30 protein-coding genes and 1 pseudogene are annotated in these 26,462 nt (G+C 42.2%); 15 read left to right on the top strand and 16 right to left on the bottom strand.

Features of this window, described 5'->3' with window-relative positions:
• Window positions 1-42: 42 nt before the first annotated feature.
• From yddG to BK820_RS02595, 11 genes are all read right to left on the bottom strand, one after another.
• Complete coding sequence (gene yddG / locus BK820_RS02645; protein ID WP_071320017.1) at window positions 43-927, bottom strand: aromatic amino acid DMT transporter YddG; 885 nt, start codon at window positions 925-927, stop codon at window positions 43-45.
• Window positions 928-1,071: 144 nt separating this feature from the next.
• Window positions 1,072-1,374, bottom strand: coding sequence for a cyd operon YbgE family protein (locus tag BK820_RS02640; protein ID WP_071320016.1), 303 nt, complete (start codon window positions 1,372-1,374; stop codon window positions 1,072-1,074).
• A gap of 3 nt (window positions 1,375-1,377) precedes the next feature.
• Window positions 1,378-1,479 carry a cytochrome bd-I oxidase subunit CydX gene (gene cydX, locus BK820_RS02635; protein WP_004278713.1) on the bottom strand — a complete coding sequence of 34 codons (102 nt, stop codon included), beginning with the start codon at window positions 1,477-1,479 and terminating at the stop codon, window positions 1,378-1,380.
• 26 nt (window positions 1,480-1,505) lie between these two features.
• Window positions 1,506-2,651, bottom strand: coding sequence for a cytochrome d ubiquinol oxidase subunit II (gene cydB, locus BK820_RS02630; RefSeq protein ID WP_071320015.1), 1,146 nt, complete (start codon window positions 2,649-2,651; stop codon window positions 1,506-1,508).
• A complete protein-coding gene (locus tag BK820_RS02625) occupies window positions 2,648-4,234 on the bottom strand; it encodes a cytochrome ubiquinol oxidase subunit I (RefSeq protein ID WP_005106661.1) in 1,587 nt (528 codons plus the stop codon). Before BK820_RS02625 ends, cydB begins: the two co-directional genes overlap by 4 nt.
• Entirely contained in the window at window positions 4,234-4,425 is a 192-nt protein-coding gene (gene cydP, locus BK820_RS02620) for a cytochrome oxidase putative small subunit CydP (RefSeq protein ID WP_004645265.1), read from the bottom strand. Before cydP ends, BK820_RS02625 begins: the two co-directional genes overlap by 1 nt.
• Window positions 4,426-4,861: 436 nt before the next feature.
• Entirely contained in the window at window positions 4,862-5,995 is a 1,134-nt protein-coding gene (locus BK820_RS02615; RefSeq protein WP_071320014.1) for a porin, read from the bottom strand.
• Window positions 5,996-6,311: 316 nt separating this feature from the next.
• Entirely contained in the window at window positions 6,312-6,725 is a 414-nt protein-coding gene (locus BK820_RS02610; protein WP_071320013.1) for an HIT family protein, read from the bottom strand.
• A gap of 31 nt (window positions 6,726-6,756) precedes the next feature.
• The gene (locus BK820_RS02605) at window positions 6,757-6,999 is read right to left on the bottom strand and encodes a YARHG domain-containing protein (RefSeq protein ID WP_372510725.1); all 243 of its coding nucleotides are present in this window, start codon (window positions 6,997-6,999) and stop codon (window positions 6,757-6,759) included.
• Window positions 7,000-7,108: 109 nt separating this feature from the next.
• Window positions 7,109-7,981, bottom strand: coding sequence for an NAD(P)-dependent oxidoreductase (locus BK820_RS02600; protein WP_071320012.1), 873 nt, complete (start codon window positions 7,979-7,981; stop codon window positions 7,109-7,111).
• Between the two features lie 55 nt (window positions 7,982-8,036).
• Window positions 8,037-9,134 carry an alpha/beta fold hydrolase gene (locus tag BK820_RS02595; RefSeq protein WP_071320011.1) on the bottom strand — a complete coding sequence of 366 codons (1,098 nt, stop codon included), beginning with the start codon at window positions 9,132-9,134 and terminating at the stop codon, window positions 8,037-8,039.
• Between the two features lie 143 nt (window positions 9,135-9,277).
• On the opposite strand from BK820_RS02595, the gene BK820_RS02590 reads away from it, so the two are divergent.
• From BK820_RS02590 to trpB, 9 genes are all read left to right on the top strand, one after another.
• Complete coding sequence (locus BK820_RS02590) at window positions 9,278-10,459, top strand: O-succinylhomoserine sulfhydrylase (protein WP_071320010.1); 1,182 nt, start codon at window positions 9,278-9,280, stop codon at window positions 10,457-10,459.
• Between the two features lie 29 nt (window positions 10,460-10,488).
• Window positions 10,489-10,818: a YbaB/EbfC family nucleoid-associated protein gene (locus tag BK820_RS02585; protein ID WP_071320009.1), complete on the top strand. Its 330-nt coding sequence runs from the start codon at window positions 10,489-10,491 to the stop codon at window positions 10,816-10,818.
• 13 nt (window positions 10,819-10,831) lie between these two features.
• A complete protein-coding gene (recR, locus tag BK820_RS02580) occupies window positions 10,832-11,428 on the top strand; it encodes a recombination mediator RecR (protein ID WP_004815833.1) in 597 nt (198 codons plus the stop codon).
• A 191-nt stretch (window positions 11,429-11,619) separates the two neighbouring features.
• Window positions 11,620-12,762 (top strand): ribonuclease D, encoded by a 1,143-nt coding sequence (locus BK820_RS02575; RefSeq protein WP_048881227.1) that lies wholly within the window; start codon window positions 11,620-11,622, stop codon window positions 12,760-12,762.
• 151 nt (window positions 12,763-12,913) lie between these two features.
• Window positions 12,914-13,219, top strand: coding sequence for a YcgL domain-containing protein (locus BK820_RS02570; protein ID WP_026056700.1), 306 nt, complete (start codon window positions 12,914-12,916; stop codon window positions 13,217-13,219).
• A 21-nt stretch (window positions 13,220-13,240) separates the two neighbouring features.
• The gene (locus tag BK820_RS02565) at window positions 13,241-13,624 is read left to right on the top strand and encodes a hypothetical protein (protein WP_004815838.1); all 384 of its coding nucleotides are present in this window, start codon (window positions 13,241-13,243) and stop codon (window positions 13,622-13,624) included.
• A gap of 21 nt (window positions 13,625-13,645) precedes the next feature.
• A complete protein-coding gene (locus BK820_RS02560) occupies window positions 13,646-14,497 on the top strand; it encodes an AAA family ATPase (protein ID WP_004815840.1) in 852 nt (283 codons plus the stop codon).
• A gap of 13 nt (window positions 14,498-14,510) precedes the next feature.
• Window positions 14,511-15,698, top strand: coding sequence for a vWA domain-containing protein (locus BK820_RS02555; RefSeq protein ID WP_048881226.1), 1,188 nt, complete (start codon window positions 14,511-14,513; stop codon window positions 15,696-15,698).
• 108 nt (window positions 15,699-15,806) lie between these two features.
• Entirely contained in the window at window positions 15,807-17,015 is a 1,209-nt protein-coding gene (gene trpB / locus BK820_RS02550; RefSeq protein WP_071320008.1) for a tryptophan synthase subunit beta, read from the top strand.
• 108 nt (window positions 17,016-17,123) lie between these two features.
• Here the strand turns inward: trpB and BK820_RS02545 are convergent, their stop codons facing one another.
• From BK820_RS02545 to BK820_RS02535, 3 genes are all read right to left on the bottom strand, one after another.
• A complete protein-coding gene (locus tag BK820_RS02545) occupies window positions 17,124-17,555 on the bottom strand; it encodes a CBS domain-containing protein (RefSeq protein WP_048881225.1) in 432 nt (143 codons plus the stop codon).
• A gap of 87 nt (window positions 17,556-17,642) precedes the next feature.
• On the bottom strand, window positions 17,643-18,026 hold the full coding sequence (locus BK820_RS02540; RefSeq protein ID WP_071320007.1) for a DUF2750 domain-containing protein: 384 nt from the start codon (window positions 18,024-18,026) through the stop codon (window positions 17,643-17,645).
• Window positions 18,027-18,176: 150 nt separating this feature from the next.
• The gene (locus BK820_RS02535) at window positions 18,177-18,410 is read right to left on the bottom strand and encodes an SEL1-like repeat protein (RefSeq protein WP_004815850.1); all 234 of its coding nucleotides are present in this window, start codon (window positions 18,408-18,410) and stop codon (window positions 18,177-18,179) included.
• A gap of 219 nt (window positions 18,411-18,629) precedes the next feature.
• Between BK820_RS02535 and BK820_RS02530 the strand changes: the two genes are divergently transcribed.
• A complete protein-coding gene (locus BK820_RS02530) occupies window positions 18,630-18,989 on the top strand; it encodes a hypothetical protein (RefSeq protein ID WP_071320006.1) in 360 nt (119 codons plus the stop codon).
• 111 nt (window positions 18,990-19,100) lie between these two features.
• Window positions 19,101-19,424 carry a hypothetical protein gene (locus BK820_RS02525; RefSeq protein ID WP_004815854.1) on the top strand — a complete coding sequence of 108 codons (324 nt, stop codon included), beginning with the start codon at window positions 19,101-19,103 and terminating at the stop codon, window positions 19,422-19,424.
• Window positions 19,425-19,427: 3 nt separating this feature from the next.
• Here the strand turns inward: BK820_RS02525 and BK820_RS02520 are convergent, their stop codons facing one another.
• Window positions 19,428-20,945 carry a M16 family metallopeptidase gene (locus BK820_RS02520; RefSeq protein ID WP_071320005.1) on the bottom strand — a complete coding sequence of 506 codons (1,518 nt, stop codon included), beginning with the start codon at window positions 20,943-20,945 and terminating at the stop codon, window positions 19,428-19,430.
• A complete protein-coding gene (locus tag BK820_RS02515) occupies window positions 20,942-22,327 on the bottom strand; it encodes a M16 family metallopeptidase (RefSeq protein ID WP_171260582.1) in 1,386 nt (461 codons plus the stop codon). The genes BK820_RS02520 and BK820_RS02515 overlap by 4 nt, the downstream gene beginning before the upstream one ends.
• A 198-nt stretch (window positions 22,328-22,525) precedes the next feature.
• On the opposite strand from BK820_RS02515, the gene ftsY reads away from it, so the two are divergent.
• From ftsY to BK820_RS02495, 4 genes and pseudogenes are all read left to right on the top strand, one after another.
• Window positions 22,526-23,632 carry a signal recognition particle-docking protein FtsY gene (ftsY, locus tag BK820_RS02510; protein WP_071320003.1) on the top strand — a complete coding sequence of 369 codons (1,107 nt, stop codon included), beginning with the start codon at window positions 22,526-22,528 and terminating at the stop codon, window positions 23,630-23,632.
• 176 nt (window positions 23,633-23,808) lie between these two features.
• A pseudogene (locus tag BK820_RS02505) lies at window positions 23,809-24,499 on the top strand (nitroreductase family protein).
• 190 nt (window positions 24,500-24,689) lie between these two features.
• Entirely contained in the window at window positions 24,690-25,283 is a 594-nt protein-coding gene (locus BK820_RS02500; protein WP_071320001.1) for a nitroreductase family protein, read from the top strand.
• Window positions 25,284-25,491: 208 nt separating this feature from the next.
• On the top strand, window positions 25,492-26,154 hold the full coding sequence (locus BK820_RS02495) for a DUF2057 domain-containing protein (RefSeq protein WP_071320000.1): 663 nt from the start codon (window positions 25,492-25,494) through the stop codon (window positions 26,152-26,154).
• Window positions 26,155-26,462: the final 308 nt, after the last annotated feature.

The raw sequence follows: 26,462 nt of genomic DNA, 5'->3' as shown, positions 1-26,462 counted from the left end.
TTGATTAAAAGTTAGGCTTTGCATTGGTTGGCTTTTTCGGTTCTATGATTTTGCTTTAGTCGCCATCCAGCAAAGCAGTGAACCAAAACACACCATCAATGCACCTTTCCAGAAGCTGAAGGTTAATTGTGTGCTCAAAATCAATGCTGAAACCACAGAAGAAAAAACCGGGATAAAGTATGAAGCTGTTGCCAATACAGTCACATTTCCATGCATAATTCCGATATTCCATGCCCCATAGCCAATGCCCATTGCAAAAGCAGCTAATACCAGATAAATGCTGGAATTCAATTCGAAATTCGGTATGGGCTCAGCAGAGAAAATCCATTGGGTCCATAGTACAATCGACACCGAAATAAAGAATAAGGTAATACCATTTTTACCATTGGCAGCACGAGCAGTCAGGGTACAATAGGCAGCCCATAGAAAGACACCGGTTAAAGCCAGTCCATAACTCAGTGGATTGGTCTGTATATTGGACAGCATTGTTTTAAAGCTAAATCCAGCTTCACCACCAAGCACCAGACAGATCCCTGCCACAGATAAACATATCCCGGGAAAGATAAGAAAATTGGTTTTCTGCCTGTTAAAAATAATTGAAAACAGAATCGTGGCTGTCGGCCACAGATAATTCACCATTCCGATTTCTATAGCTTGTCTATTATTGCTTGAATAGCCAATAGACAGGGCAAGACAAATTTCATAAGCCACAAAAAGCAGGCTTCCCCAAATCAGATATTTAAGGGGGAATTCTTTCAGATGTGTCCAGCCAAATGAAAGCAATAGAATAATCGAGGCGCATGAATAGATTAACGCAGCTCCTCCGATCGGTCCAAAGTAATGACTGACTTCTTTGATGAGAGCAACAATGAGACTCCATAAGAAAACTGCCGTAAGACCAATCAATGTCGCTTTGTTTGAGTTCATTACTCTTGTTCAGGATAAATTTAGAAGATAGTTTAGGCCAAAATTGATAAAAATATCATTGTTCTTTTTAAAAATATGAGAGTAAAGATCTTGTGTTTATCAAATTTAAGCTCTCCGAAAAGAGCTTAAATTTTGTTTGAATGCTCAGGCAATGAACCAGGTGTAATAACCCCAGAGCATCAGCGGCCATGAAAGGAAAGGGCTAAATAGCCATTTCCAGAACCAGTGGCGTGGCATTAAGCCAACACCATGAATAAAACCACCTGAAATGCCAATCATGATAAACATCATGGCTCGGTGACTATATGCACCATTATCATCCAGCATCGCAGCTGGATGTACCAGTAACACTGCTGCGAGTGGAAATGCTAGCAGGCAGGAAATCACCATCGCAAATTTGTTTGGTTTCTTGTCTACAACGGTTTTCTCAAGCGCAGCTTCGGTCATGTTTTATTCCTCATCTAGGTCTTGGTGTTGTTCCATGTAAATGGCAGCAATCACACTGGCAAAACATGCCATCAGTACACCCAGAATCCAGGCAAAATACCACATAGTTGTCTCTCCTTAAGACACAGCCCTTAGTACAGGCTGTGTGAATTATCTTCAATGTGTTTGTTGGTAATCACGCCCCACATCTTGTAGTAACACCAGGTGGTATAGATCAGGATCAATGGAACAAAGATACATGCAGCAACGGTCATAACGGTTAAGGTATTTTTACTAGATACCGCATCCCACATGGTCAGACTTGCAACCGGGTTAATGCTTGAAGGCATCAGGAAAGGAAACAGGGCAAAACCAGCAGTCAGGATGGCACCGATGACAGCCAGAGATGAACCCAGGAAGCTCAAGCCTGCTTTGTTTTTACTAGCTGCCAAGACAATGATCAAGCCACCCAAAATGCCGGCAATTGGAGCAGCCATTGTGATTGGATACGTCGAATAGTTGTTCATCCAGCCTGGATTAGCATTGGTCAGCACTTCTTTGGCGAGCGGGTTGGCAACACCATTGGTATCAAAAGGTGTAACCAAGGTATAGCCTTGAATACCACCAAAATACAACCATGCACCGGCTGCCAGGAAAGTTGCTAAATACACTAGTCCCATGATTTGTGTTGCTTTGGCAGAACGTTGGCGTAGGTCACCATCAGTACGCAGCATTAACCATGCACCACCATGTGCACACAGCATCGATAAACTGACCAGACCACAGACAATCGCAAACGGATTCAGCAGGGCAAAGAAGCTACCAGTATAAGTAGAACGTACAGTTTCATCTAAAGTAAATGGTACACCCAGGAACATGTTGCCGAATGCCACACCGAAGACCAATGCAGGCACTGCACCACCAATGGCTAGACCCCAGTCCCATGAATTGCGCCATTTGGTATTTTCCAGTTTTGAGCGATAGTCAAAACCGACCGGACGCAGGAACAGGGCAAACAGTACCAGCAACAGTGCCCAGTACATGCCAGAGAAGGCGGTTGCATAGACCATTGGCCAGGCAGCGAACAAAGCACCGCCGGCAGTAATAAACCAGACCTGATTACCGTCCCAGTGCGGCGCAATGGTATTGATCGCTGCACGGCGCTCGCTATCATTTTTGCCCACAAATGGCATGATCGCCATAGAGCCCATATCGAAGCCATCGGTGAGGGCAAAGCCAATCAGCAATACGCCGACCAGCACCCACCAAATGATTTTTAATAATTCATATTCGATCATGCGTGAGTCTCCCCATTTGCTTTTTCTGCAGCTGCAAGCTTTTCAAAATGATATTTACCGGTATGCAGTGAGCTTGGGCCAAGACGTGAGAACTTGATCATCAGATACATCTCAATAATCAGTAACACAGTATAGAACGCTGCCAATGCAAGGATCGAACCCCATACATCGCCTGTGCTTAAGCTTGATGCTGAAAGATGCGTCGGTAATACCTCACCAATGGTCCAAGGTTGACGACCTACTTCTGCTACATACCAGCCAGTTTGCGCAGCAACCCAAGGTAAAGGCAGTGCAAATAAAGCAAATTTCAATAACCATGGTTTGTTTTCAGCATTACGTTTTGCTACCGCAAAAGTTGCCAGTGCAAATAGAAGTAGCATCAAGAAGCCAGAAGCAACCATGGCACGGAAGGCCCAGAACAGACTTGGTACGTGTGGAATGGTATCTTTAGCAGCTGCTTTGATTTGCTCTTCAGAGGCATCAACGACATTTGGCGTGTATTTCTTCAGCAGCAGACCGTAACCGAGGTCTTTTTGGCTTTCTTCAAAAGCGGTTTTCAGTTCTGGAGACTGATCACCAGCACGTAATTTTTCCAGTTGCGAATAGGCCACCATACCATTACGGATACGCGCTTCATGCTGAACCAGCAGGTCCTTAATACCTGTAACTTGTTCAGTCGTAGAACGTGTAGCAATCAGACCCATTACATAAGGAATTTTCACTGCATAATCTGTAGTCATGGTTTCCTTATTCGGAATACCGAACAAAGTAAATGGCGCAGGTGCAGGGTGAGTATCCCATTCTGCTTCAATCGCTGCCAGTTTGGTTTTCTGTACATCACCCAGCTCATAACCTGATTCATCACCCAGTAAAATCACCGAAAGTGTAGAAGCAAGCCCGAAGATGGCTGCAATGGCAAAAGAACGGCGTGCAAAAGGCAGGTCACGTTTTTTCAGCATGTAGTAACTTGAAATAGCCAGGACGAAGATGGCACCTGTGACATAACCGGCAGATACGGTATGCACAAATTTAACTTGAGCGACCGGGTTAAAGATCAATGCAGCAAAGTCCACCATTTCCATACGCATGGTTTCATAGTTAAATGCCGAACCGACCGGGTTTTGCATCCAGCCATTGGCGACCAGAATCCAGAGTGCGGACATGTTCGAGCCTAAAGCCACCAGCCAGGTTACTGCCAGATGTTGCACTTTGGACAGACGATCCCAACCAAAGAAGAACAAGCCAATAAATGTCGATTCAAGGAAGAAGGCCATCAAACCTTCAATCGCCAGCGGTGCACCGAAAATATCACCGACATAATGCGAGTAATAAGCCCAGTTGGTTCCGAACTGGAACTCCATGGTCAGGCCGGTGGTTACCCCTAAGGCAAAGTTAATACCAAACAGTTTTCCCCAGAACTTGGTCATGTCTTTATAGATTTCTTTGCCGGAAATCACATAGGTGGTTTCCATAATGGCAAGCAGAAATGCCAGACCTAGCGTCAGTGGAACAAAAATAAAGTGATACATCGCGGTCATGGCGAACTGGAACCGCGAGAGATCGACCACGCTTTCAGAAATCATCAACGTGTCTCCTGGATTTGGGAAGGATTACCGGCGATACGCTCGGCGACTTGGTTATCAAAATTTTTAGGAATCGTAGGCGCATCAAACCAGATGTTTTTAATTATCATGAGTAAAATAACCTTGATAATTAAAATAGCGGTTATTTCTCTAACCACTCTCTGGTTTAGATTTTTGGGAACTAAGCTCATTCGACTAAGCCTGTTATATGACTTGTTGTATATTATTAATCTATTGTAACTAAAAAATAAATAGACTATACAGTTTAAATAAATATATATTTATAAATACTTGAAAGTAATAAATATATATTTATATAAGTTAAAATTTATTCTAAATATTTTTTATTATTTTATGTAATTTTATTGGTTTTTAAATCCGACTAAAATGCTTATATTTATATATTCGAATGTAGATTGTTTTAGTTGGATTAATATTTTTTAATCTGATTAAAATGCTTGGTTTTAAAATAAAGAATAAAATTAATTAAACTAAATTGGTTGGTTTTATAAGAGTTGAATATCAGTATCATAATCTTTCACATCATATTTATATTGATAAAAAACACACCAAAAAAAGAACATGCTGGAGGCATGTTCTTTTTAAGCTTTGTGAGGGAGACTGGACTTAGAAGTCGTAACGCATGCCTAGAGAAAGACCTAGGCTGTCTTCACCGCGTGCGCCACCTACAGCATTGGTACGACCTTGTGCCCAAGGGGTAAGGTTTGAGTTTTCATCATTTAGTACAGTTGCTATGTTGCCATAAATGCGGACTGTTGGATCTAAACGGTGCTCAAGTCCGATTGCCAGTAAAGTTGCATTCGCATCATCGGCATCGACATCGCGGTGGAATACTTCACCACGGAATGAGGTTTTTGGTGCAAATTTATATTCACCGGCTACACCAAATACTTGTGCATCTGGGTTTGCTTCAGAATTATCATGTTGAAGGAATTGGTATAAACCGCCCAGATTGAATTCAGGGGTGATTTTGTAAGCACCAGCAATACGGAAACCATCGCGTTCGCCACGACCTGCATCTTCTTCATAATGTTCATAGGCAGCAGCAAAATCAACTTTACCTTCTTTATAGGTTAAAGCGAGGTCGTATGCTTTATCATCGCGATTATCTTTATTGGTAGTAGTTGTGGTTCCCGGTACGACTACTGTTACTGGACCATTCACAGTTTCAATTACAGTAGTTTTTGGTGAAGACGTTGACACGCTATCAGGGCTATTACCTTCGTGTAAAGAAAGTGCTGCTAAAACATTAAAGCCGCCGCCAAACTTAGGTGATTTATATTCAATGGTATTGTTATTACGTTCATCAAAACGCAAGTTGCCAGCACGTGTGACGTTACGAACATCACCGACCATATCACCAAAGAAGTTGACCGGGCCACGTGCTACTTTGAATGGGCTGTCAAAACGGCCGATACGCGCTTGACCGAAATCACCTTTTAAACCAACAAAAGTATCGCGAGTTGCAAATTCCACATCATCGTTTGCAGAACCACTTGCAAAGTTAATTTCCTGTTCGATTTGACCAAATACGGTCATACCATTTTCTAATTTTTGTTCAGCTTTAAAACCCAAGCGTGAAGAATTTGAAGAAAGACCTACTTCGTTATAATCCTGGCCATCATCCAGATAATCCAGAGAAACGTGTGCACGACCATATACTTTAACGTCAGCAGCAGCTGCCATTACTGGTGTTAAAATTGTTGCCCCAACTGCCAATGCGCAAAGAGTTTTTTTCATGTGTAGCTCCAATAAGACTTGTTTTGGTCCTAACAAGGATGTTGTGGTAGCTTTGTTAAATTTTGCTACCGTCCTGTATTGGTGCTAAGTATCGATTACAAATAAGACAATAAGATTAAGGAAATATTTCAAATATATTAAATGTTTCGTTATGTAAAAATATGAATAGTATATGTTTTGTTTTAAGAAAGTTATTATTAATCAATATATTAAATTGTTTTATTTATCGGCTTTCACAAAGATTAATATTTTTCATTTTTTGGGTGGTAGAAAAAAAGGAGCCGAAGCTCCATTTCTATATCGGTTTAATCTAGCATTATAACGCTGCTTTGATTTTCTCAGCTAGCGCCTTGATTTTCTCCTGATCACCCATGACCAAGGCATGTTTGCCCAGATTGTGCAAAGAGGTAGGAACCAGATGGAAATGTACATGGGGTACGGTCTGACCCGCTGCGGTACCTGATAATTGCATCAGCACGATACCCTCTACACCTAGGCCTTTTTCGATGGCTTTGGCAATCTTTTGTACGATCTGAATGGTATATGCAGCCACTTCAGGATCCAGATCAAGTAGCGTCACCGCAGGCGATTTAGGAATGACCAAAGTATGACCGTCTGCCTGAGGCATGATGTCCATAAATGCAAGAACCTGGTCGTCTTCATACACCTTGATTGCAGGCAGTTCACCGCGCAGAATTCGTGCAAAAATATTTTGATCATCGTAAGTCATTAGGGCATTCCTTGAGCGTCATTGAATTAAATTATTTACAGTTCAATTCTTTCTGACGATCTTTGATCGCGTCAAGACGTTGTTGCTCTTTTTCTGAAAATTTTGGCTTGGTTGTGTAGCAATTGTCATTGCCATACTTTGCTTTGGCATCTGGATCTTTAAAACAGAAGCCCTTAGAAGCATAAATCACATCATGATCATTTTTCAGTTTTTTGCATTCTTGTTCAGAAGCTAAAACTGAAGTTGAAGCCCCTAGCAATGCTGCAAAACTCATCACTGTCGCAACAGTCAATTTTTTCATGCGGGTTTCCTCTGGTGTTGAGTCATGTGTCTATACCTAAACACAATATTGGGTTTTGTTCTCACGATTCAATGGCGATATATTACTCAATAGTAATTTTACTCCATGATTCATACATTTTTATTGCAGTAGAAAAGTCACTATTTTCTTCTGCCTGAAGGTTAGCTGCCTGAATCAGGTTCTGGGTAAGCGATAGCAATGGTGCAGACAGCTTGGCATCACGAACCAGATCTACCGCAATCCCTGTATCTTTGGCAAGTAACGGTAATGCAAAGGTAAGCGGGAAACTGCGGTTCAAAATACGCTGCGGCATCACGCTCTCAGTTACGTTACTTTTACCGCTTGATGCATTAATACATTCCAGTGCTTCATTCAAACTTACACCATGCGCTTTCAGCGTCATAAAGCCTTCTGCAACTGCACACAGGTTTACAGCCATTAACATATTATTGACTGCTTTCACTGCAAAGCCCGCGCCAGATTCACCAACATGCTTGATCAGCTTGCCGAAAGCCTGAATCGCGGGAAGGGCTTGTTCAAAACCTGCTGCACTACCACCAATCATAACAGTTAAAGTGCCATTTTCAGCACCGATCGTCTGACCGCTGACGGGCGCATCCAGAAAAATCACGCCTTGATTTGCTAAAGCTTCTTCCAGACGACGAGCGGCATCAGGTACACCACTGGTGCAGTCGACCCAGATACTGCCTGCTTTTAATTCCAGACCTTGGACTAAAGCTTCAACATCAGCACTGGTGGGTAAGCAGGAGAAGATTATATCTGCCTGGATGGCCTGTTCCAGACTTGCTGCCTGTGTACCATATTCAGTTGCATGCTGCTCTGCCTTGGTAGCAGTACGGTTCCAGACATAGACCGTATCAAAATGCTTTGGTAAATGCGCAGCCATGCGATAGCCCATAGCACCCAAGCCAAGAAATGCAACTGATTGAATCATGATAACCCTCAAAATCTTTTAATTAAAAATTATAAGCTTGAAGGCATCTCTCGAATTATTGCGCTAGTCGAGTAGAACGCTGCTCAAGCCAGGTGGTTAGTTTAGGCCAAAAAGTGTTGGCTGTCTTTTGATTTGACATTAAACCAAGGTGTCCACCTGGAATCAGGGTAAAAGTAATATCTTTGCTGCTGGTTAGCTGGGTGAGTGGTTCTGCAGCTTCTCGGGTAACAATCTGATCCGTCAAGCCGGCACCGATCATGAGTGAGCAGGAAATATTTTTTAAATCAATCTTATTGCCATGCAGATTAATCGAACCATCTTTAAGAGGATTCTGTAACCACAGGTGCAGCACCATATCCTGATTGATTCCACCCGGGTAATCGATCATTTTATTCAGGAAATGACCCATGGTGGCATGTTCATAGACATGGTCGGGTTTTTCCAGATTCAGCAAAAACTGTTTCTGACTTTTGAACCAGCCCACAGGATCCAGCAGTTTAAAGCCTAAGGCATTCAAAATACCTGGCGTATGAATATATTGTTTGGGGATTAATCCCTTATGTACGGTATTTCGCAGGGCTGGATTTTGTGAAATCAGTTTATTGGTGGTTTCAAACAGTTTGCCGATACGGCCAGAGGCATAGCTGTCAATTGGGCTACCCATGACCATCAGGTTTTTCACATGCTCTGGAGAGTGTAGCGCGGTATATAGGGTGACAAAGACACCTGCCATACTCCAGCCATGCAGGGAAATATAAGGACTATTTGCATGTTCGCAAATATGCTCTATGGCATCTGGAATGGATTGATCGATAAAGGACAGAAAATTCAGCTCTTTGTGTTTGAAGCTGAAACGGTTCCATTCCACCAGGTATACTTCAAAACCGCTATGCTGGAAATGCTTTACTAATGAACGGTAGGGATACAGATCATAAATATCCATATTAATCGCCAGCGGTGCAACAAATACCAAAGGTTCCTTAAACTTTCTTTCAGGTGCTGGATAATGCCGGACTTTATATAATTCAGTTTCCTTGATGTACTCAAACGGGGTTTTTTGAGACAGCACCAGTGAGGAGCTGTTGAAAAACCGCGCACGCAGGTGCTTGAGTTTTTTCTGTTGACGTTGCAGATTTTGTTTTAACTGAATCATAAAGATAAATTGTCCGTGTCCGGTAGGGAGTGATCGAAGTCTAGGCAATAATTGCTTATTATGCCTTGACCTGAAATAGCATAGGCGCTCAAAATGTTGGCAATTTTTTACAACAGGCAGTCCGCCAGGGCTGAATTAGAGCGATGAGCCAACAAGACGATTATCAATTAGATACTTTAGCCATCCGTACAGGTCATACACGTAGCTTTGAGGGTGAGCACGGAGAACCGATCTTCCTGACATCTTCTTTCGTCTATGAAAATGCGGCTGAAGCGGCAGCAAAATTCTCAGGTCAGGAACCTGGCAATATTTACTCACGCTTTACCAATCCTACGGTAGCAATGTTTGAAAAACGTCTGGCTGCGCTTGAAGGTGCTGAGCGCGCCGTAGCGACCAGTTCGGGTATGGCTGCGATTATGGCAGTGGCAATAGCCTTTTTGAAAGCAGGCGACCATGTGATCTGTTCACGTGCAGTATTTGGTTCTACAGTTTCTCTGTTTGAAAAATATGTAGGCAAGTTCGGTGTGGCAGTTGATTTTGTGGACTTGACCGATGTCGATGCCTGGAAAAATGCAATCAAGCCTGAAACGAAACTGTTCTTTGTGGAATCTCCATCTAACCCACTGGCTGAAGTGGCAGATATTCAGGCGCTTTCAGATCTTGCACATGCTCATGATGCATTACTGGCAATTGATAACAGCTTCTGTACACCTGTATTACAACAACCAATCAAATTTGGTGCTGACCTCGTTGTATATTCAGCTACGAAGTACCTGGATGGTCAGGGTCGTGCATTGGGTGGTGCAGTTGTCGGTAATCACAAATTGCTTGAAGAAATCTTCGGTTATGTGCGTACCACAGGTCCATCTATGAGTCCGTTCAATGCCTGGGTGTTCCTGAAAGGTCTGGAAACCTTACGTCTGCGTATGCGTGAACACTCCGCAAGTGCACAGAAACTGGCTGAATACTTAAATGCACATTCAAAAGTAGAAAAAGTGTACTACGCAGGTCTGCCTGAGCATGTAGGTCATGAGCTGGCGGCAAAGCAGCAAACCGGCTTCGGTGGTATCGTATCATTTGAAGTGAAGGGTGGTCGTGAAGGTGCCTGGAAAGTCATCGACAATACTCAGTTTATTTCCATAACGGGTAACCTGGGTGATGCGAAATCAACGATTACCCACCCGGCAACGACAACGCATGGGAAACTTTCACCGGAAGCAAAAGAAGCTGCAGGTATTTGTGAGGGTTTAATTCGTGTTTCTGTTGGTTTGGAAGATATTGATGATATTATCCGTGACATTACACGTGGTTTAGATCTAATCTAATTTTTATAAATTTATGTTCGGAGATTTTTATGAACATTAACATGTTGATGCAGCAAGCTCAGCGCATGCAAAAGGAAGTAGAAACCAACCTGAAAAAAGCCAAAAAAGAGCTTGCGCTGGTAGAGGTTCATGCTGAAGCGGGTGGTGGTCTGGTAAAAGTAACGATGACTGCACGTAATGTGGTAAAACGCATTCAGATCGATCCTGAACTTCTGCAGGATGATCCGGATATGATTGAAGATCTGATCGCGGCTGCAATGAATGATGCGGCACGCCAAGCTGAAGCAATTTCAGAAGAACGTATGAAGTCTGCAAACCAGGGCATGGGCTTACCTCCAGGTCTGGCTGGCCTGTTCTAAGGAAATTTGCGCAATGTTTAGTGATCGTTTTGATCAACTGGTTCAAGCATTACGCATCTTGCCAAGCGTTGGGCCGAAATCGGCCCAGCGTATGGCATTGCATCTGATCATGAAAAACCGTGAAGGTGCGATTGGTCTGGCACATGCATTGACTGAAGCAACCAACCATATTCATGAATGTTCAATCTGTCATTCACTCACTGAAGATGAAGTCTGTAATATCTGCACCTCAACTGAACGTGATGATGAGCTGCTTTGTGTGGTGGAATCACCAGCGGATGTGATGGCTATTGAGCAGAGTGGCAGTTTTCGTGGTAAATACCATGTACTGGGTGGACATTTGTCACCACTAGATGGAATTGGGCCTGAAGAAATTGGGATTCCATATCTACTCGAGCGTTTAAACAGAGGTCAGATTCGTGAAGTGATTCTGGCTACGAATGCAACTGTAGAAGGACAGGCCACTGCGCACTACCTCATGGAAGCCAGCAAGCATTTACCGATTCAGATTACCCGGATTGCCCAGGGTGTACCACAAGGTGGTGAACTGGAATATGTAGACAGCCATACCTTAAGCCAAGCTGTACATAACCGCATGCGGATGAAATAAACCTGTTTCTCTGCATGCGTTTTACTAAAGAGAAGAACAAGTTAAAAAAAATATGAGAATATTCATTTAATTTATCGATATTGTTATTGCAAAATTTTATAGCTAAATGTTTATTTTTTTATCATAAATATTATAAATATCAGTTAATATAACTATATTCGGACATCCACATTACGCTGATTCAGTCATTTATGTTTCAATTTATTCAAGATCAAGCTGGACTCGATCAAGTACTCGCACAAATGGATCAAAGCTCGGTTTATGCTTTGGATACAGAGTTCATCAAGGTCGATACTTTATGGCCGAAACTTGGTGTGTTCCAGATTAATGTCTGTGGCAATGTCTATCTGCTCGACGGTACGACCCTGGATCTGACCGAGTTCTTCAAGCGTCTCTTTGCAGCACAACAGAACATTTTCCATGCCTGTGGAGAAGACATTGATCTGATCTATCACTATACCCAGCAAAAATCTCTGAGTAATGTGTTTGATACCCAAGTAGGGATGGCGTTTCTGGGGCATGGTTTACAGGTCAGCTATCAGAATGCCTTGAAGCAGATGCTAGATGTTGAAATTGAAAAAGATCAAACCCGTTCAAACTGGTTGGCACGTCCTTTAAGTCATGAACAATTGTTGTATGCAGCCAATGATGTGCATTATCTGGTGCACTTGGGTGATCAGATCAAGCAGGAGTTGAAACAAAAGCACCTGTTAGACTTGGCACTGGAAGATTGTCGCTTCATGACCCGGGAAATTGGCGAGGAAACACCAACGGCCTTGTTATATCAGGATGTTGGCAACTATCGTCATTCACGCCGTCAGCTGATGCAGCTACAGCAGCTTGCAGTATGGCGTGAGCAGATTGCCAAGGCACTGAATATTCCGCGCAGTTTCATCATGAAAAACTCGGCTATGATTAATCTGGTGGAGAAGAACCCTAAGAATATGTTCCAGCTCAGCACTGTGAAAGATCTGCGTGCCAATATTATTCGTGATCATGGCAAGATGATTCTGGACCTGCTGAAATTCTTGCCAGATCAATCCGAGTGGCCATTACGTCTGGCACGTCCAATCCGTCATTCTTCAAGTGAAGTCGGTACAAAAGTTGATGCCATCATTCAAAATGTTGTAGATGAAACTTCTATCCCGAAAGAAGTCCTGATGCGCAAAAAATGGATGAATGCGTTGTACCAGCATGTTGTGTTCCACAATGATGAACAGGATTTGCCGGAATTTTTACTTGGCTGGCGTTATGATCATCTGACCAAGCCACTGGTTGAGCTGCTACGTCAGGATGAATCCTATCTTTCTAGACAGATGAAAGTTGTCGACTAAAGCCTGGATAGAAACTTAACTACAAAACTGATTAAAGAAAGAGCAATTATACAAAATCACGACTGATGCGTTAATTATGGCTAATGCCTCAGGTGACGTTTTAAGGTATCCTTGCTACTGATTTTTCTAAATTGTTGTCTAAATCAAAATCATGCAAGTGTCTATCTACAAATCGAGCAAAAAGGATGAAATGTACCTTTATGTGGCTCGTCCAGCTGAAGAAAATGAAGCTGAAACTTTCGATCCACTTCACGTACTGGGCGAAGCTGTCCGCGTAGCATTTGGTCGTGCGACTTTTGTCATGCATCTTGAACTGAGCGAAACCCGCAAGCTGGCACGTGCTAATGTGCTGCACGTGATCGACTCGATTGAAACCCGTGGTTTCTTCCTGCAAATGCCGCCTGAAGGTTTGATTAACCCGAATGCTGTAGAACCAGAAGGTCTTCGTGGTGCTTAATATTTATTCAGGAGTTGTGAAATGAATGGTTATGTAACTGTATTAGATTCAATTCCTGAAGAATCGATTGCCATCGCGGTATACCTGATAGGCAGTATAATTGCACTGTTGTGCTGGTATGGCGTGACTAAGCGCCTGCCAAAACCGGCAGGTGGCTTTCTCTGGATTTTAGTGTTTGCCATCCTGCTAACGCCGACAGTATCCGAAGGTCCGAATGCCTCATTAGCCCCGGCGATTTTCGGACTGATATTTGGTGTATTGACCAAGGAACAAGAACTGGTCTGGATCAATGCCTCACTCATTTTGTTTGTGATTGGTATTGCTTCACTGATCGGCTATTGCTGGTCAAGCTATGTAACAAATAAAGCAAAGATTGCTGTAAACAAAAAAACTTCACCACTGTAAATAAAAAAATAAGGTTAAATCATGTCTGTGGATCATCAACAGTTTTCTGGTACAAGTCAGTATATTGCAACTGATAGTTTAAAATTGGCTGTCAAAGCCGCACGCAGTTTACAAAAACCGCTGCTGGTCAAAGGTGAACCGGGTACAGGTAAAACCCTGCTGGCAGAACAGGTGGCTGAAAGTCTGGGAATGAAACTCATCACCTGGCACATCAAGTCCACCACCAAAGCCCAGCAAGGCCTTTACGAATATGATGCAGTATCGCGTCTGCGTGACAGTCAATTGGGTGATGACCGTGTCTATGACATCAAAAACTACATCAAGCCAGGAAAACTGTGGGAAGCATTTAGCAGTGAAGAGCGCTGTGTATTGCTGATTGATGAAATCGACAAGGCAGATATTGAATTCCCAAATGACCTGTTACATGAGCTCGATAAGATGTCGTTCTTTGTGTATGAAACAGGCGAAACTATTACTGCAAAACAGCGCCCAATTGTCATCATTACCTCAAATAATGAAAAGGAATTGCCGGATGCTTTCCTGCGTCGCTGTTTCTTCCATTACATCGAATTTCCTGATGAAGCGACCATGCGCGACATTATTGATGTGCATTTTGAGAATATTTCAGCAACCTTGGTAAATGAGGCATTGCAAGTATTCTTTAAATTACGTCAGGTTCCGGGCCTGAAAAAACCACCTTCAACTTCTGAATTAATTGACTGGTTAAGTCTGTTAATGGCAGATGATATGCCAGAAGATGTATTGCGTAATGCCGATAAATCTAAAGCCATTCCACCGCTGTATGGTGCGCTGATCAAAAACGAGCAGGATGTCCAGCTGCTTGAACGCCTAGCATTCATGTCACGCCGTTAAGGGAGAAACACGCATGTTCGTGCGACTGTTTTATACCTTGCGCAAATACGGTGTACCGGTATCTACCCGTGAGCTGATTGACCTGAATCAGGCAGTTGCTGAAGGTATTGTTTTTGCCGATCAGGACGAGTTCTATCAGCTAGCCAAAACCGTCATGGTCAAAGACGAGCGCTATTTCGATAAGTTCGATCGTGCCATGAAAGACTATTTTGATGGGATCGCCACTTTCGATCTGGATGAATTGCTGAATCAGGTGCATAAGCTGCCCAAAGACTGGTTTGATCTGGAACTATTGGAAAAGCATCTGACACCAGAACAGCGTGAAGAGCTGAAAAAAGCCGGTTCACTAGAAGAATTGATGAAAATGCTGGAAGAGCGCTTGCGCGAACAGCATAAAAAACATCAGGGCGGCAACAAAATGATTGGTACTGGTGGCACTTCACCTTTTGGTGCCTATGGCGATCATCCTGAAGGTGTGCGTATTGGCGGGCCGGGGCGTAAGCGTTCAGCAGTCAAAGTCTGGGAACAGCGTCAATACCGTAATCTGGATGATGAACAGATTTTGGGTAGCCGTCAGATGCAGCTGGCACTGCGTCGCCTGCGTAAGTTTGCCCGTCAGGGTGCTGCTGAAGAACTGGATATTGACAGTACCATTCGTGAAACAGCCAAGCAGGGCATTCTGGATGTGCAGTTGGTGCCGGAACGCCGTAATCGCATCAAAGTGCTTATGCTATTTGATGTGGGCGGCTCCATGGATGCACACATTGCCCAGTGTGAGAAACTGTTTAGTGCTGCCAAAACCGAGTTCAAGACTTTGGAATATTTTTATTTCCATAACTGTTTGTATGACTATGTCTGGAAAGATAATTTTCGTCGTTCCAGTACCCGTATGAATACCTGGGATCTGCTGAATACTTATGGTCGCGATTATCGGGTAATCGTGGTTGGTGATGCCAGTATGGCGCCATATGAGCTGCATTCAGTGGGAGGCTCGGTGGAATATATGAATGATGAAGCAGGACAGGTCTGGTTACAGCGTCTGCGTCAGCATTTTGAAAAAACGGCCTGGTTAAATCCGGAAGAAGAGCGTTACTGGCACTATACGCAAACCATCGGATTGATTCAGCAGATCTTTGAAAAGCATATGTATCCAATGACCCTAAAAGGCATTGAAGATATGACCAAATATCTGGCGCGCTGATTCCATTTATCTTTTGATGACTTTATTTATAGTTATTAGTCCTTTAAAACAAAACATTTTAATATAAAGTAGTTTTTATAAATTTAGTCCAGATTGTTAAGGATCGCTATGGATCATCAAATTAATGGTATTGCATTGCCAAATGAAGAGGGTTTTTTTGGGAACTACGGCGGTCAGTTTATTCCACCCGATCTGAAACAGGCAATGGATGATATTAATGTTGCTTATCAGGAAATTCGTCAGACTGAAGAATTTCAGAATGAACTGAAAGACCTGTTGGTCCACTATGTCGGTCGCCCAAGTCCTTTATTTCATGCCAAACGTCTTTCTGAACAGCTCGGTGGGGCGCAGATCTACCTAAAACGTGAAGATCTAAACCACACAGGTGCGCACAAAATCAATCACTGTCTGGGTGAAGCACTGTTAGCAAAATACATGGGTAAAACCAAAGTGATTGCTGAAACAGGTGCCGGGCAACATGGTGTTGCTTTGGCAACGGCGTGTGCATTGGTTGGTATTCCATGTGAAATTCATATGGGGCAGGTGGATATCGAGAAAGAACACCCGAACGTGGTGAAAATGAAAATTCTCGGTGCCAAACTGATTTCAGTCACTCGTGGTACAGCTACCTTGAAAGATGCGGTAGATAGTGCCTTTGAAGAATATTTAAAAGACCCGAAAAACTACATCTATGCAATCGGCTCGGTAGTAGGGCCGCATCCATTTCCAATGATGGTACGTGATTTTCAGTCGATTATTGGGGACGAAATCAAGGTACAAAGTAATGATCGTTTTGGTGCAAACCCGGATTATATCGTAGCTTGTGTAGGGGGTGGTTCCAATGCGATGGGCGCATTTACCGCTTTTTTAAATGAACCAGAAGTAAAACTGGTGGGTGTGGAGCCGGCAGGTCATGGTCTGGATACTGACAAACACTCTGCAACGCTGACTTTAGGTAAGCCTAGCCAGATTCATGGTATGGCATGTTATGTATTAGAAGATGAGCAGGGTGAACCTTTACCAGTGCATTCAATTGCATCTGGTCTGGATTATCCGGGTGTCGGTCCGCAGCATAGTCTGCTTAAAGATTTGGGTCGTGTGGAATATACGACGGCAACAGATCAGGAATGTCTGGATGCCTTTATGACTTTATCACGTGTAGAAGGTATTGTGCCTGCGCTGGAAAGTTCACATGCAGTGGCTTGGGCGATTCGTGAAGCAGGTAAATTGCCAGAAGATGTGAAAATTGTTGTGAATCTATCAGGTCGTGGTGATAAAGACTCTGACTATGTGGCTGAAAAGTTAGGTCTCAACTAATCTAGCTATAGCTGTAAATAAAAAAACCGCTCAAATTGAGCGGTTTTTTATTTCTATCATTTCTTTGTCAATCTAATGTCATTACAAAATGGCTTTTTGAATTAATATTTAACCTGAAATATATTGTTGCAGTTGATCAATCAAAATTTGCTGATCATTCATGGCTGCTTTAACCAAGTCACCAATTGAAGCCAACCCCACCAGTTTTCCTGCTTCTACCACTGGTAAATGACGCAAATGTTTATTGGTCATTAAGCTGAGACAGTCCGGTACAGAAGTGTGGCAATCTACCATGATTACATTAGAAGTCATGATCTGGCTGACAGTCGTATCAAAGGAAGTACGTTCCATCAGCACAATCTTTCGAGTGTAATCACGTTCGGAAAGAATTCCGACCACTTTATCTTCTTCGACCACTACAATCGCACCGATGTCTTTATCTGCCATTAAAGTAATGGCTTCAAGAACCGTCGCTTCTGGATGAATGGTATAGATTTCTTGAGAGGGCTTGTCTTTGAGTACTTGCGCTACATTCGTCATTATTAAGTCCTTAGCTGTTATTATTTATCCTGAAGTTTAAGCTGTTTATCTTCAGGTAATTGCTGTGCTGACTCTATAAATAACATGTTATGCAGCGAAGTGCAGCCCTTGTCCTGAAAAAAAGAAATGACGCACCTGTCCAATTGTCAGCTTAATTTGTTTGCCACTGCCTCGTACCAGAACAGGAGTGACATTCAGACGATGTAAGGTAGGTAACAGTGCCTGCTCAAAATCCTCAGGCGTGATTTTGCGCGGAGTATAATTTGGCCAGTTCTTTTTGGCATAATTTGCCGCATGAGATGAATTAAGCCAGAACGGGAACAGGGTTTCATCCTGATCGCGCATCATGCCCCAGCCTTCATGAAACAGTCCCCAAAGTACCCCGCAGTACATCATCGATTTCAGGATGGTGATTTTGACCGCAAGGTCCTTAGGCAGTGGTTGGATATCTTTAATATTTGGCATTTTCATTATGATCAAGCTATCGTAGAACAACGCTGTCATTGTAAGAAAACTATATGAAATTACTGTTTCAGCTTTGCAAGAAATCGTTATGTTAATGCTTCATCATGTATAAGTAATATTGTAACTATAAAAAAACGCCACCGGGGTGACGTTTTTTTAGGCTTGCATGGTGGCCATGTTTTGCCAGTATTGGGCTTTCATTGAGTCCCGCTCGACACGGAAACCTTGATAATAAAGTTCAGCTAAAAAAAGCGCCGCTTTACCATGGCCTGCACGTGCAGCATCTTCAAGTTGTTTGACAGCATCTGAAAAATTCATTTGTGACTGGATTGTATTCACAGCTTCAGCATACAGATGTTCAAGTTCATGTGGAGAGAATTGTTGAATCATATAAAAACTCCTTAATTTTAATTATGATTACGGATAGACTTTTTAGTCTAACTACAAATATAACTGAGTAATGTTAAACTAATATTACAGAATGGGTGAAAAGTCAATTATTTCATCGAATTTTATTTTTGTTATGTAGTTTACATGATTAAACTATCATCAAATATATTTTTTATTACTATAAGAAGTAACTATTAAGCTAACAACAAGGAGAATAACATGTCGCACACATTAGATGGAATTGATTTTGATATTCCCCCGACGGCTGGCCAAGTAATGGCATTGGCGCAACTGCACCGGAAAAAATTAGATGCAGCTATTTTCCATAAAGAAATCCATCTAGGGGAGTATAGTCTGGCACAGCGTAAAGCAGTCTATGATTTTACCCGTCAGCTAGACGAGAATCAGCGTGAACAATTCTACAAACTTTATAATTCAGAACTGGTACGTCTTGCCGATCCCGACCGCCTGCACCCAGCCAGTGCAGAGTCTGGGCTGAGCAAGTTTGCTATCTTCCTGATTCTGGCAATTACTGCGGGTATGCTGGGAAGTACCGTTTTTATCGCTTTATTTAAATAGAATAGACAATACTCAACTAAAGTAAGCCGTCTGCAAATCAGGCGAATTTCCGGTTGATTACTTGAACTTATTGCAATGCAGCCATACACTACTTTGAATTAGAGGTAGTGTATGGCTATTGACGTAGAAAAAATCAGGATATTTCTGTCCAAATTAACGCTGGAGCAAATTTATAACAGCGTTTTTATTTTTATTTTTTTATTTATTATGGTGCTGGCAAGTATTGCACTTTATCGTCCTGTCACTACGGTTCAATCTGAACAAATTCAGCAACTTTCCATACAGCAACAGTTACCACAAACGCAAGATATGGCTATAGCCTTGCTTGAGCGGCCAGCGGTTTATCGTGGACAATATCTTAAATTGATGCAGGCATACCAGCAGGAATCAGTCCGTGCACATCAGTTACCTGCAGTAAAAGCGGATCAGCCTTAAAATTTAAGGTGTGAGTATTAATTCCTCAGCCGTAGCCGTACTTGTTAAATTCGCTTTTAAGGCTGTTTTTAGTTTATCTTTATCCAGTGCCTGACTGACCACCACTACGGTTAAACGGTCTGGATGCAGATGTTTGTCTACTGCATTTTCAACATCTTTTGCAGTGATTTTGGCTAATCGTTCTGGATAGGTGGCGAGATAATCGCGTGGCTCTGCATAGAATCCCATCGTTCCGAGCTGGGCGTTAATGGTGGCATTGCTACTATAGTTATTTGGAAATGCCCTTAACATGCCAGATTTGGTTTCTTCCAGTCGTTTAGTATTTATCGGCTGATTTACAAAGTTGATCAATGCCTGATGCGCGACCTGAATACTGTCTAATAGCTGGTCTTGACGGGTCGAATAGCGGAAACTGAATACACCCGGTGCCTGAGTAAAACTAAAAGTGCTATAGGCAGCATAAGTAAAGCCACGCTTGATTCTTAACTCCTGCATCAATATCGCATTAAAGCCACTACCACCAAATATACGATTCGCAACTTCTAAAGCCAGCCTATCTTTATTAAAGCGGCTGGGTCCGATATGCCCGAACATTACATGAGCCTGACTTGAGTTATAGGGAATATGAATTACTTCAATATCATTTTTTAGCTGTGGATCAGGCAATGACTTTGCTCGTGTGCCTTGCTTGAAATTTCCTGCAATGCGTTCTGACAGGTCTAAGGCCTCTTTGGGGCTAAGTTTTCCGGTAATCGCAATATTCATATTTTGCGCAACCAGAAACTGATCACGGAACTTCTTTAAATGTTCAGGATTTACTTTTTGAGTGCCGCCAATGGTGCCTGTGATTGGCTGTGCGTAAGGATGCTGCCCATATAGGCTTCTATAAAAACGGATATCCATTAAGCGGCCTGGATTTTCCTGTAGCTGTTTTTGACCAACATTGGTGTTGCTAACAGCCAGGCTGATGCTCTGATTTTTAAATGAAGCATGTTTAAGTACTTCCATCATCATTGCCAGTGCGGGTTCCAGTTTTTTCGGATCAGACATTACACGTAGGCGGATGACAAACATATCCCGATACGCCTGGGCACTAAATTGTGCGCCACTTTGATCAAAAACAGACGCAATTTCCCGCGCAGTATATGTATCGGTTCCTTCCCGGATCAGTTTGGCTGCCATACTGGACAAACCAAACAAACCCTTCTGAATTTCCTCATCCCGTGCTGCACCAGCATTAAAGGTTAGTTGAATATCGACCATCGGCAGATCTTTGGTTTCGACAAACAGCGTACGTATTTTGTAGCGATTATTCAGCTCATGTACATAAGGTGCATGAAACTGTCTTTCATTCTTCAGATTCTTTAAGCTTTGTAGCAAGGGAATAGATTGCAACTGGGTGGGATTATCTTCCGGTATAACTTTTGTATTTTGAACACTTTCGGCCCAGACCACAGAAGCACAGTTCAACGCAACAATTAATAAACTATTCGAACATGCAGACTTGAACTTGATCATCATTGTGCTTTTGTTTCCGGTGCGAGGTATAAGGTACTGAGATTTTCACGAATAAAATAGCTATTCGCGACACGCTGAATATCGCTCATACTGACATTTTCATAATATTTAGGAAGTTCATCCATCAGTCGGTAACTTAAGCCGTTCACTTCCAGATTGCCGATCATTTTAGCCTGACCAGCAATATTATCCTGATTATAAATAAGGTTGGAAACAAAGCGGGTAGTGATGCGTTCAAGTTCATGCTTGGGAATATCTTCGGTTTTTAATGCATCAACTTCTGCCTGAATGGCTTTTTGCGCATCTTCAAAACTGACGCCATTTGCAGGTAATGCAGAAATACTAAACAGGCTGTCACCACGGTTATACGGATCATACGACACACTGACAGAAGTCAGTAGTTTGCGGTCTCGTACCAAGCGATCTTGCAGCCTTGAGGAAATACCACTGTCCAGCAAACTCCGGATAATTGTCAGGGCATAAGCATCCTGCGGATTGATTGCGGAAGCCAGTGATTTGACATTCCAGGTCATGTACAGGTTGGGCACTTGCACATCGGTATTGATTTCCATGTGACGATAGCCCAAGTGTTCAAACTCATGTACATCATTGCGTTGCGGTGTGGCACGTGAAGGTGTGTCAGCAAAGTATTTCTGTACTTGTAACAGCGCTTGTTCAGACTCTACGTCACCAACAATCACCAGAATCGCATTGTTCGGCGTATACCAGGTCTTGTACCACTGCTTTACATCGTTCAGCTGGATATTGTTCAGGGTTTTCATATGACCAATCACCGGTTGGCGATAATGGCTGGTGGGATAACTGATCCATTTAAAACGTTCAAAGGCACGTGAACGAGGATTGTCCTCGGTGCGCTGGCGGCGCTCTTCCATAACCACTTTGATTTCTGGCTCAAAATCCTGTTGGCGTAGCAGCAGATTACTCATACGGTCAGCTTCGAGTTCGAGCGCCATCGGGAAGTAGGCCTTGGGATAAAGCTGATAATAATTGGTGTAATTGGTAAAGGTTGCAGCATTAATACTGCCCCCATAAATCCGGCTAATCCGTGTAAATTCATCATTTGGAACTTTGCTGGTGCCCTTGAACATCATATGTTCCAGCACATGTGATATACCCAGAGTGTTACCGGATTCATCCGCACTGCCGACTTTATACCAGATCTGGGTCATGACCATCGGCGCACGGTGATCTTCTCGGATAATGACTTTTAGACCATTTTTCAGGGTGGTTTCAAAGGTACTACGCGTCAGTTCAGATTTGGATTTTTCTATAGTTTGTGCCTGAATCTGACTGCTGCTTAGACATATCAGTATTGTACCAAGCGAATACATGTATCGCTTAAACTGGATTGGACGGGCGTGCATAAAAATAAGTGATTTGAACACTGGATATTCCAAAATAAGCAGATGTATTTATAAGCCATTTTAAGAATTGTGCAATTGAAAGCAAACTGGTGCTGTTGCTTTTTGGTGTAGTAGAAATGGAATTTTAATCTAAAGCTAAAACCTTATAACTTATGGTAGAATCCTATTTTTTAACGCAATGCTTTTCAAGGATTCGGCATGCAACAGCAATCTAATGAGCAAAACAAATTTTTGATTGATGCTGATATCGGAGATGACGATGTCACATTACCGAGTTTACCTGCGGTCAATGTGCCAATTATAGAAACGCCACGCGAACAAGCCGTTGTTTCAGCGCCTGCCGCAACAGAAATACCGAGTGAAGAATCTGCTCCTAAAGGCGGTTTCTTTAGCCGTATGAAGGAAGGTTTAACCAAGACCCGCAAAAACTTTGCAGATGGTATGGTCAATATCCTCATCGGTGGCAAAGAAATTGATGACGAATTACTAGAAGAAGTAGAAGAGCAATTATTGGTTGCAGATATTGGTGTAGATGCAACCAAGACCATTATTGCCAATCTGACAGAACGTACAGCACGTGGTGACTTGATTTACTCTCATTCATTATATAAAGCGCTTCAGGAAGAACTGGTGGCTTTATTGGCACCGCGTGTAAAACCGTTACACATTGACCCGAACAAAAGTCCTTTCGTGATTCTGGTTGTCGGTGTAAACGGTGTAGGTAAAACCACAACCATTGGTAAGCTGGCAAAACGTTTACAAGGCGAAGGCAAGAAAGTCATGCTGGCAGCTGGTGATACCTTCCGTGCTGCGGCAACTGAACAGCTGCAAATCTGGGGTGAGCGCAATAATATCGCCGTAGTTGCTCAAGGTCATGGTGCCGATTCTGCCTCTGTTATTTTTGATGCTTTTGAAAGTGCACGTGCCAAAGGTGTAGATGTCCTGATCGCTGATACGGCAGGTCGTTTGCATAACAAGAGCCATCTGATGCAAGAGTTGACCAAAGTGAAACGTGTAATGCAGAAGATTAATGCAACTGCACCGCATGAAGTGATGCTGGTTGTAGATGCTGGTACGGGTCAGAATGCCATTAATCAGGTAGAGATGTTTGATGAAGCGGTTGGTCTGACTGGTATTACCATTACTAAATTAGATGGTACTGCTAAAGGTGGGGTGCTATTTAACATTGCCAGTCGTACCCATGTTCCAATCCGCTTTATTGGTGTAGGTGAGAAAATTGACGATCTTCGTCCATTCTCTGCCAAATCATTTGTTGCTGCATTATTTGAAACTGAAAATAAATAATCGTGTAATAAGTCACACAAACTCCGCTTAGCGCGGAGTTTTTTGTTTTTAGATTGATTATTTGCTGTAAAAAGCAACAGGCTTGAAAGCTTATGTCATAAGCCTTATTAGTCAAAATCTTTACAATAAACAAGTCCACCTATTGGTAGGCATGTGTTGATTGGGGGAAAGTGTAAATGGCGTTATTAAATAAGATTGGGCATGTACTCACGGCAGACCTGACGAAAGATTTTAAATTTTCAAAAAAAAAGCAAAACTGTACAGGGAGATGAGCTGACTTTTATTGATCAGCTGAAAAAACGCCGTAGTATTTATGCTTTGGGAAGACGAGTTCATTATAGCCAGGCGTATATTGCTGAACTGATCCAAGCTGCGGTACGTAGTTGTCCTTCAGCATTCAATTCACAAAGTGCACGAATCGTGATTTTGTTTGGTGATTCACATTATAAATTCTGGGAAATCGTGAAAGAGGTCAAATGTCAGGAAATGCCTGTTCAGGTATTCGAAGGAATTGAAATCAAGCTTGATCAATGTGCTGCTGCCTTTAGAACAGTTCTATTTTATGAAGATCAGACAATTATTCAGCAGTTACAAAAGAAAATGCCAATGAGCGCTGAAGATTTCCCGGTCTGGTCTGAGCAAACTTCGGGTATGGCGCAGTTTGCTGTCTGGACAGCACTTGCAGATTCAGGATTAGGAGCATCCTTACAGCACTACAATCCAATGGTGGATCAGGCAGTTGCAGCACATTTTAAAATAGATGAAAACTGGCTGCTACGTGCCCAGCTTTGTTTTGGTTCTATTGAGCAGCCTGCAGAAGCCCGTCCAGATCCTAACTTTCAGGATCGCTTCCGCATATTTACCTAAAATCATAAAGACCAATAACCCGCTGGAAATTTTTGCCAGTGGGTTCAATACAAATATTAAACGTTAAGAATCCTCTTATTGTTCTATAAATAAAACACTACGTTTTTTATATACGCCTGTTTCTGGGTGATAAAAAGATTAATCTCTCTTTATCAACTTTGAACAAGACAAGATATACAAGAGGTTCTTCATGGCATTTTTAGATCAGATCAAACAACGTCGCAGCATCTATACAATTGGTAATAATGTAAGCCTAGATCAGACAGAAGTTGAAAATACAATTAAGGAAGCGGTACGTCATAGCCCATCTTCTTTTAACTCGCAAACATCCCGCGTGGTAATCCTGTTTGGTGAATCGCATCAAAATTTCTGGAATATTGTTCGTGATACTTTAAAGAAAATTGTTCCAGCTGATGCCTTTGAAGGAACAAATAATAAAATTAACAGTTTTGCAGCGGGTTATGGTACAGCCTTATTTTATGAAGATCAGGAAGTAGTGAAAGGGCTGCAAGCACAATTCCCATTATATGCAGATAATTTCCCGGTATGGTCAGAGCATTCTTCAGCAATTGCCCAATTTGCCACTTGGACAGCGCTGGCGGAGAAAAATATTGGTGCCTCTTTGCAGCACTATAATCCGATCATTGATGATGAAGTTGCAATTGCTTTTGATGTGCCTTCAAACTGGAAGCTACGTGCCCAACTTGTGTTTGGTTCGATCGAAGCACCAGCAGGTGAAAAAACCTTTATGGATGATGCAGAGCGTTTTAAAACTTTTAATTAATTGAGTTAAATAATAAAAAAAGGAGTGCTTCGGTGCTCCTTTTTTTATTTTGTATTCATTCAAGATAAAGTGCTTAGCTGAATAAATCAGATGGATATATAGATATATGCTTAAAGTCTTGGCTATTTGTCTAAGTGATTTATCATAAAATTGTCACGTATACTCGGCATAGTGCAAGCAGACTTAAATAATCAGGAAAAAGAAGCGAATGAATTTACGTATTATGATTGCAGTTGCGACTTTAATGGGAAGTACTTCTGTTTTTTCAGCAGTGACCTTGACGGCACCAGAAGAAATCAAGATTGTCGGGGTGAATGAGCGAGAAGTGAATAGTGGATTAATCCGTAAAAAACAGACTTATAAGCTAGATCCGGGTTCAAATAGAATTAGTGTACGTTATATTGAATTCTTCCAGCATAATGATAACAGCCATGACATTTTAAAATCGGATGTAGTAACAGTTAAAACACCTGAATTAAAAGATGGCGAAAGTTATCGTTTGGCTTTGATTAATGCACCTAAAGATTTTGATACTGCACAAAAATATAAAGATCAGCCGATCATTGGTTTATATGACGCCAGAAATCAATTGTTGGTACAACAGTCAGGCGCAAATAGTGAAACCAAACCATTATTGGGTAAAAGTGTATTAGGTAAAGCGCTAGACTTGACAACTAAAACAGTTGCTCCTGCAAATCAGCCTGCGTCTGTTTATCCACAGGCAGCGGTATCACCAGTGGTAGCGAATCTAAATTCAGCTGAAACAGCAATAAAAACTTCCACTGACCAAAAGCTGATTCAGCTTTGGCAGCAAGCATCTAAAGAAGAGCGTCGGAAGTTTATGTTATGGCTAGCAGAGCAAGGGAATTGAAAAAACATGAAAAAGATCGGTTTATACCGATCTTTTTTAGTTTGAGAGCTAAACGTTACACTTTGAAAATATATTTCAGGCCAGAATGATGGATTTACACACCTAAAGCTGCTAAAAATACGCATTCAGAGTAAAAAATGAACGACCAAATCATATTTTTATATATTTTTATGAAAAGCACTTGCGCTCATTGTGAAACTGTATAGAATACGCAGCACACCAACGCAATGCATGAAACGAAAAGTTAAGTGATTGGGTTGGAACTTAAAGCTGACGAGGTTTTAAGTAAGATCATTAAGAGATTATGA

This window comes from Acinetobacter sp. LCT-H3, from assembly GCF_001866125.1.
Taxonomy (GTDB): Bacteria; Pseudomonadota; Gammaproteobacteria; order Pseudomonadales; family Moraxellaceae; genus Acinetobacter; species Acinetobacter schindleri.
The sequence above is the reverse complement of the archived record's forward strand: the minus strand, read 5'-3'. Positions and strand labels throughout refer to the sequence as shown.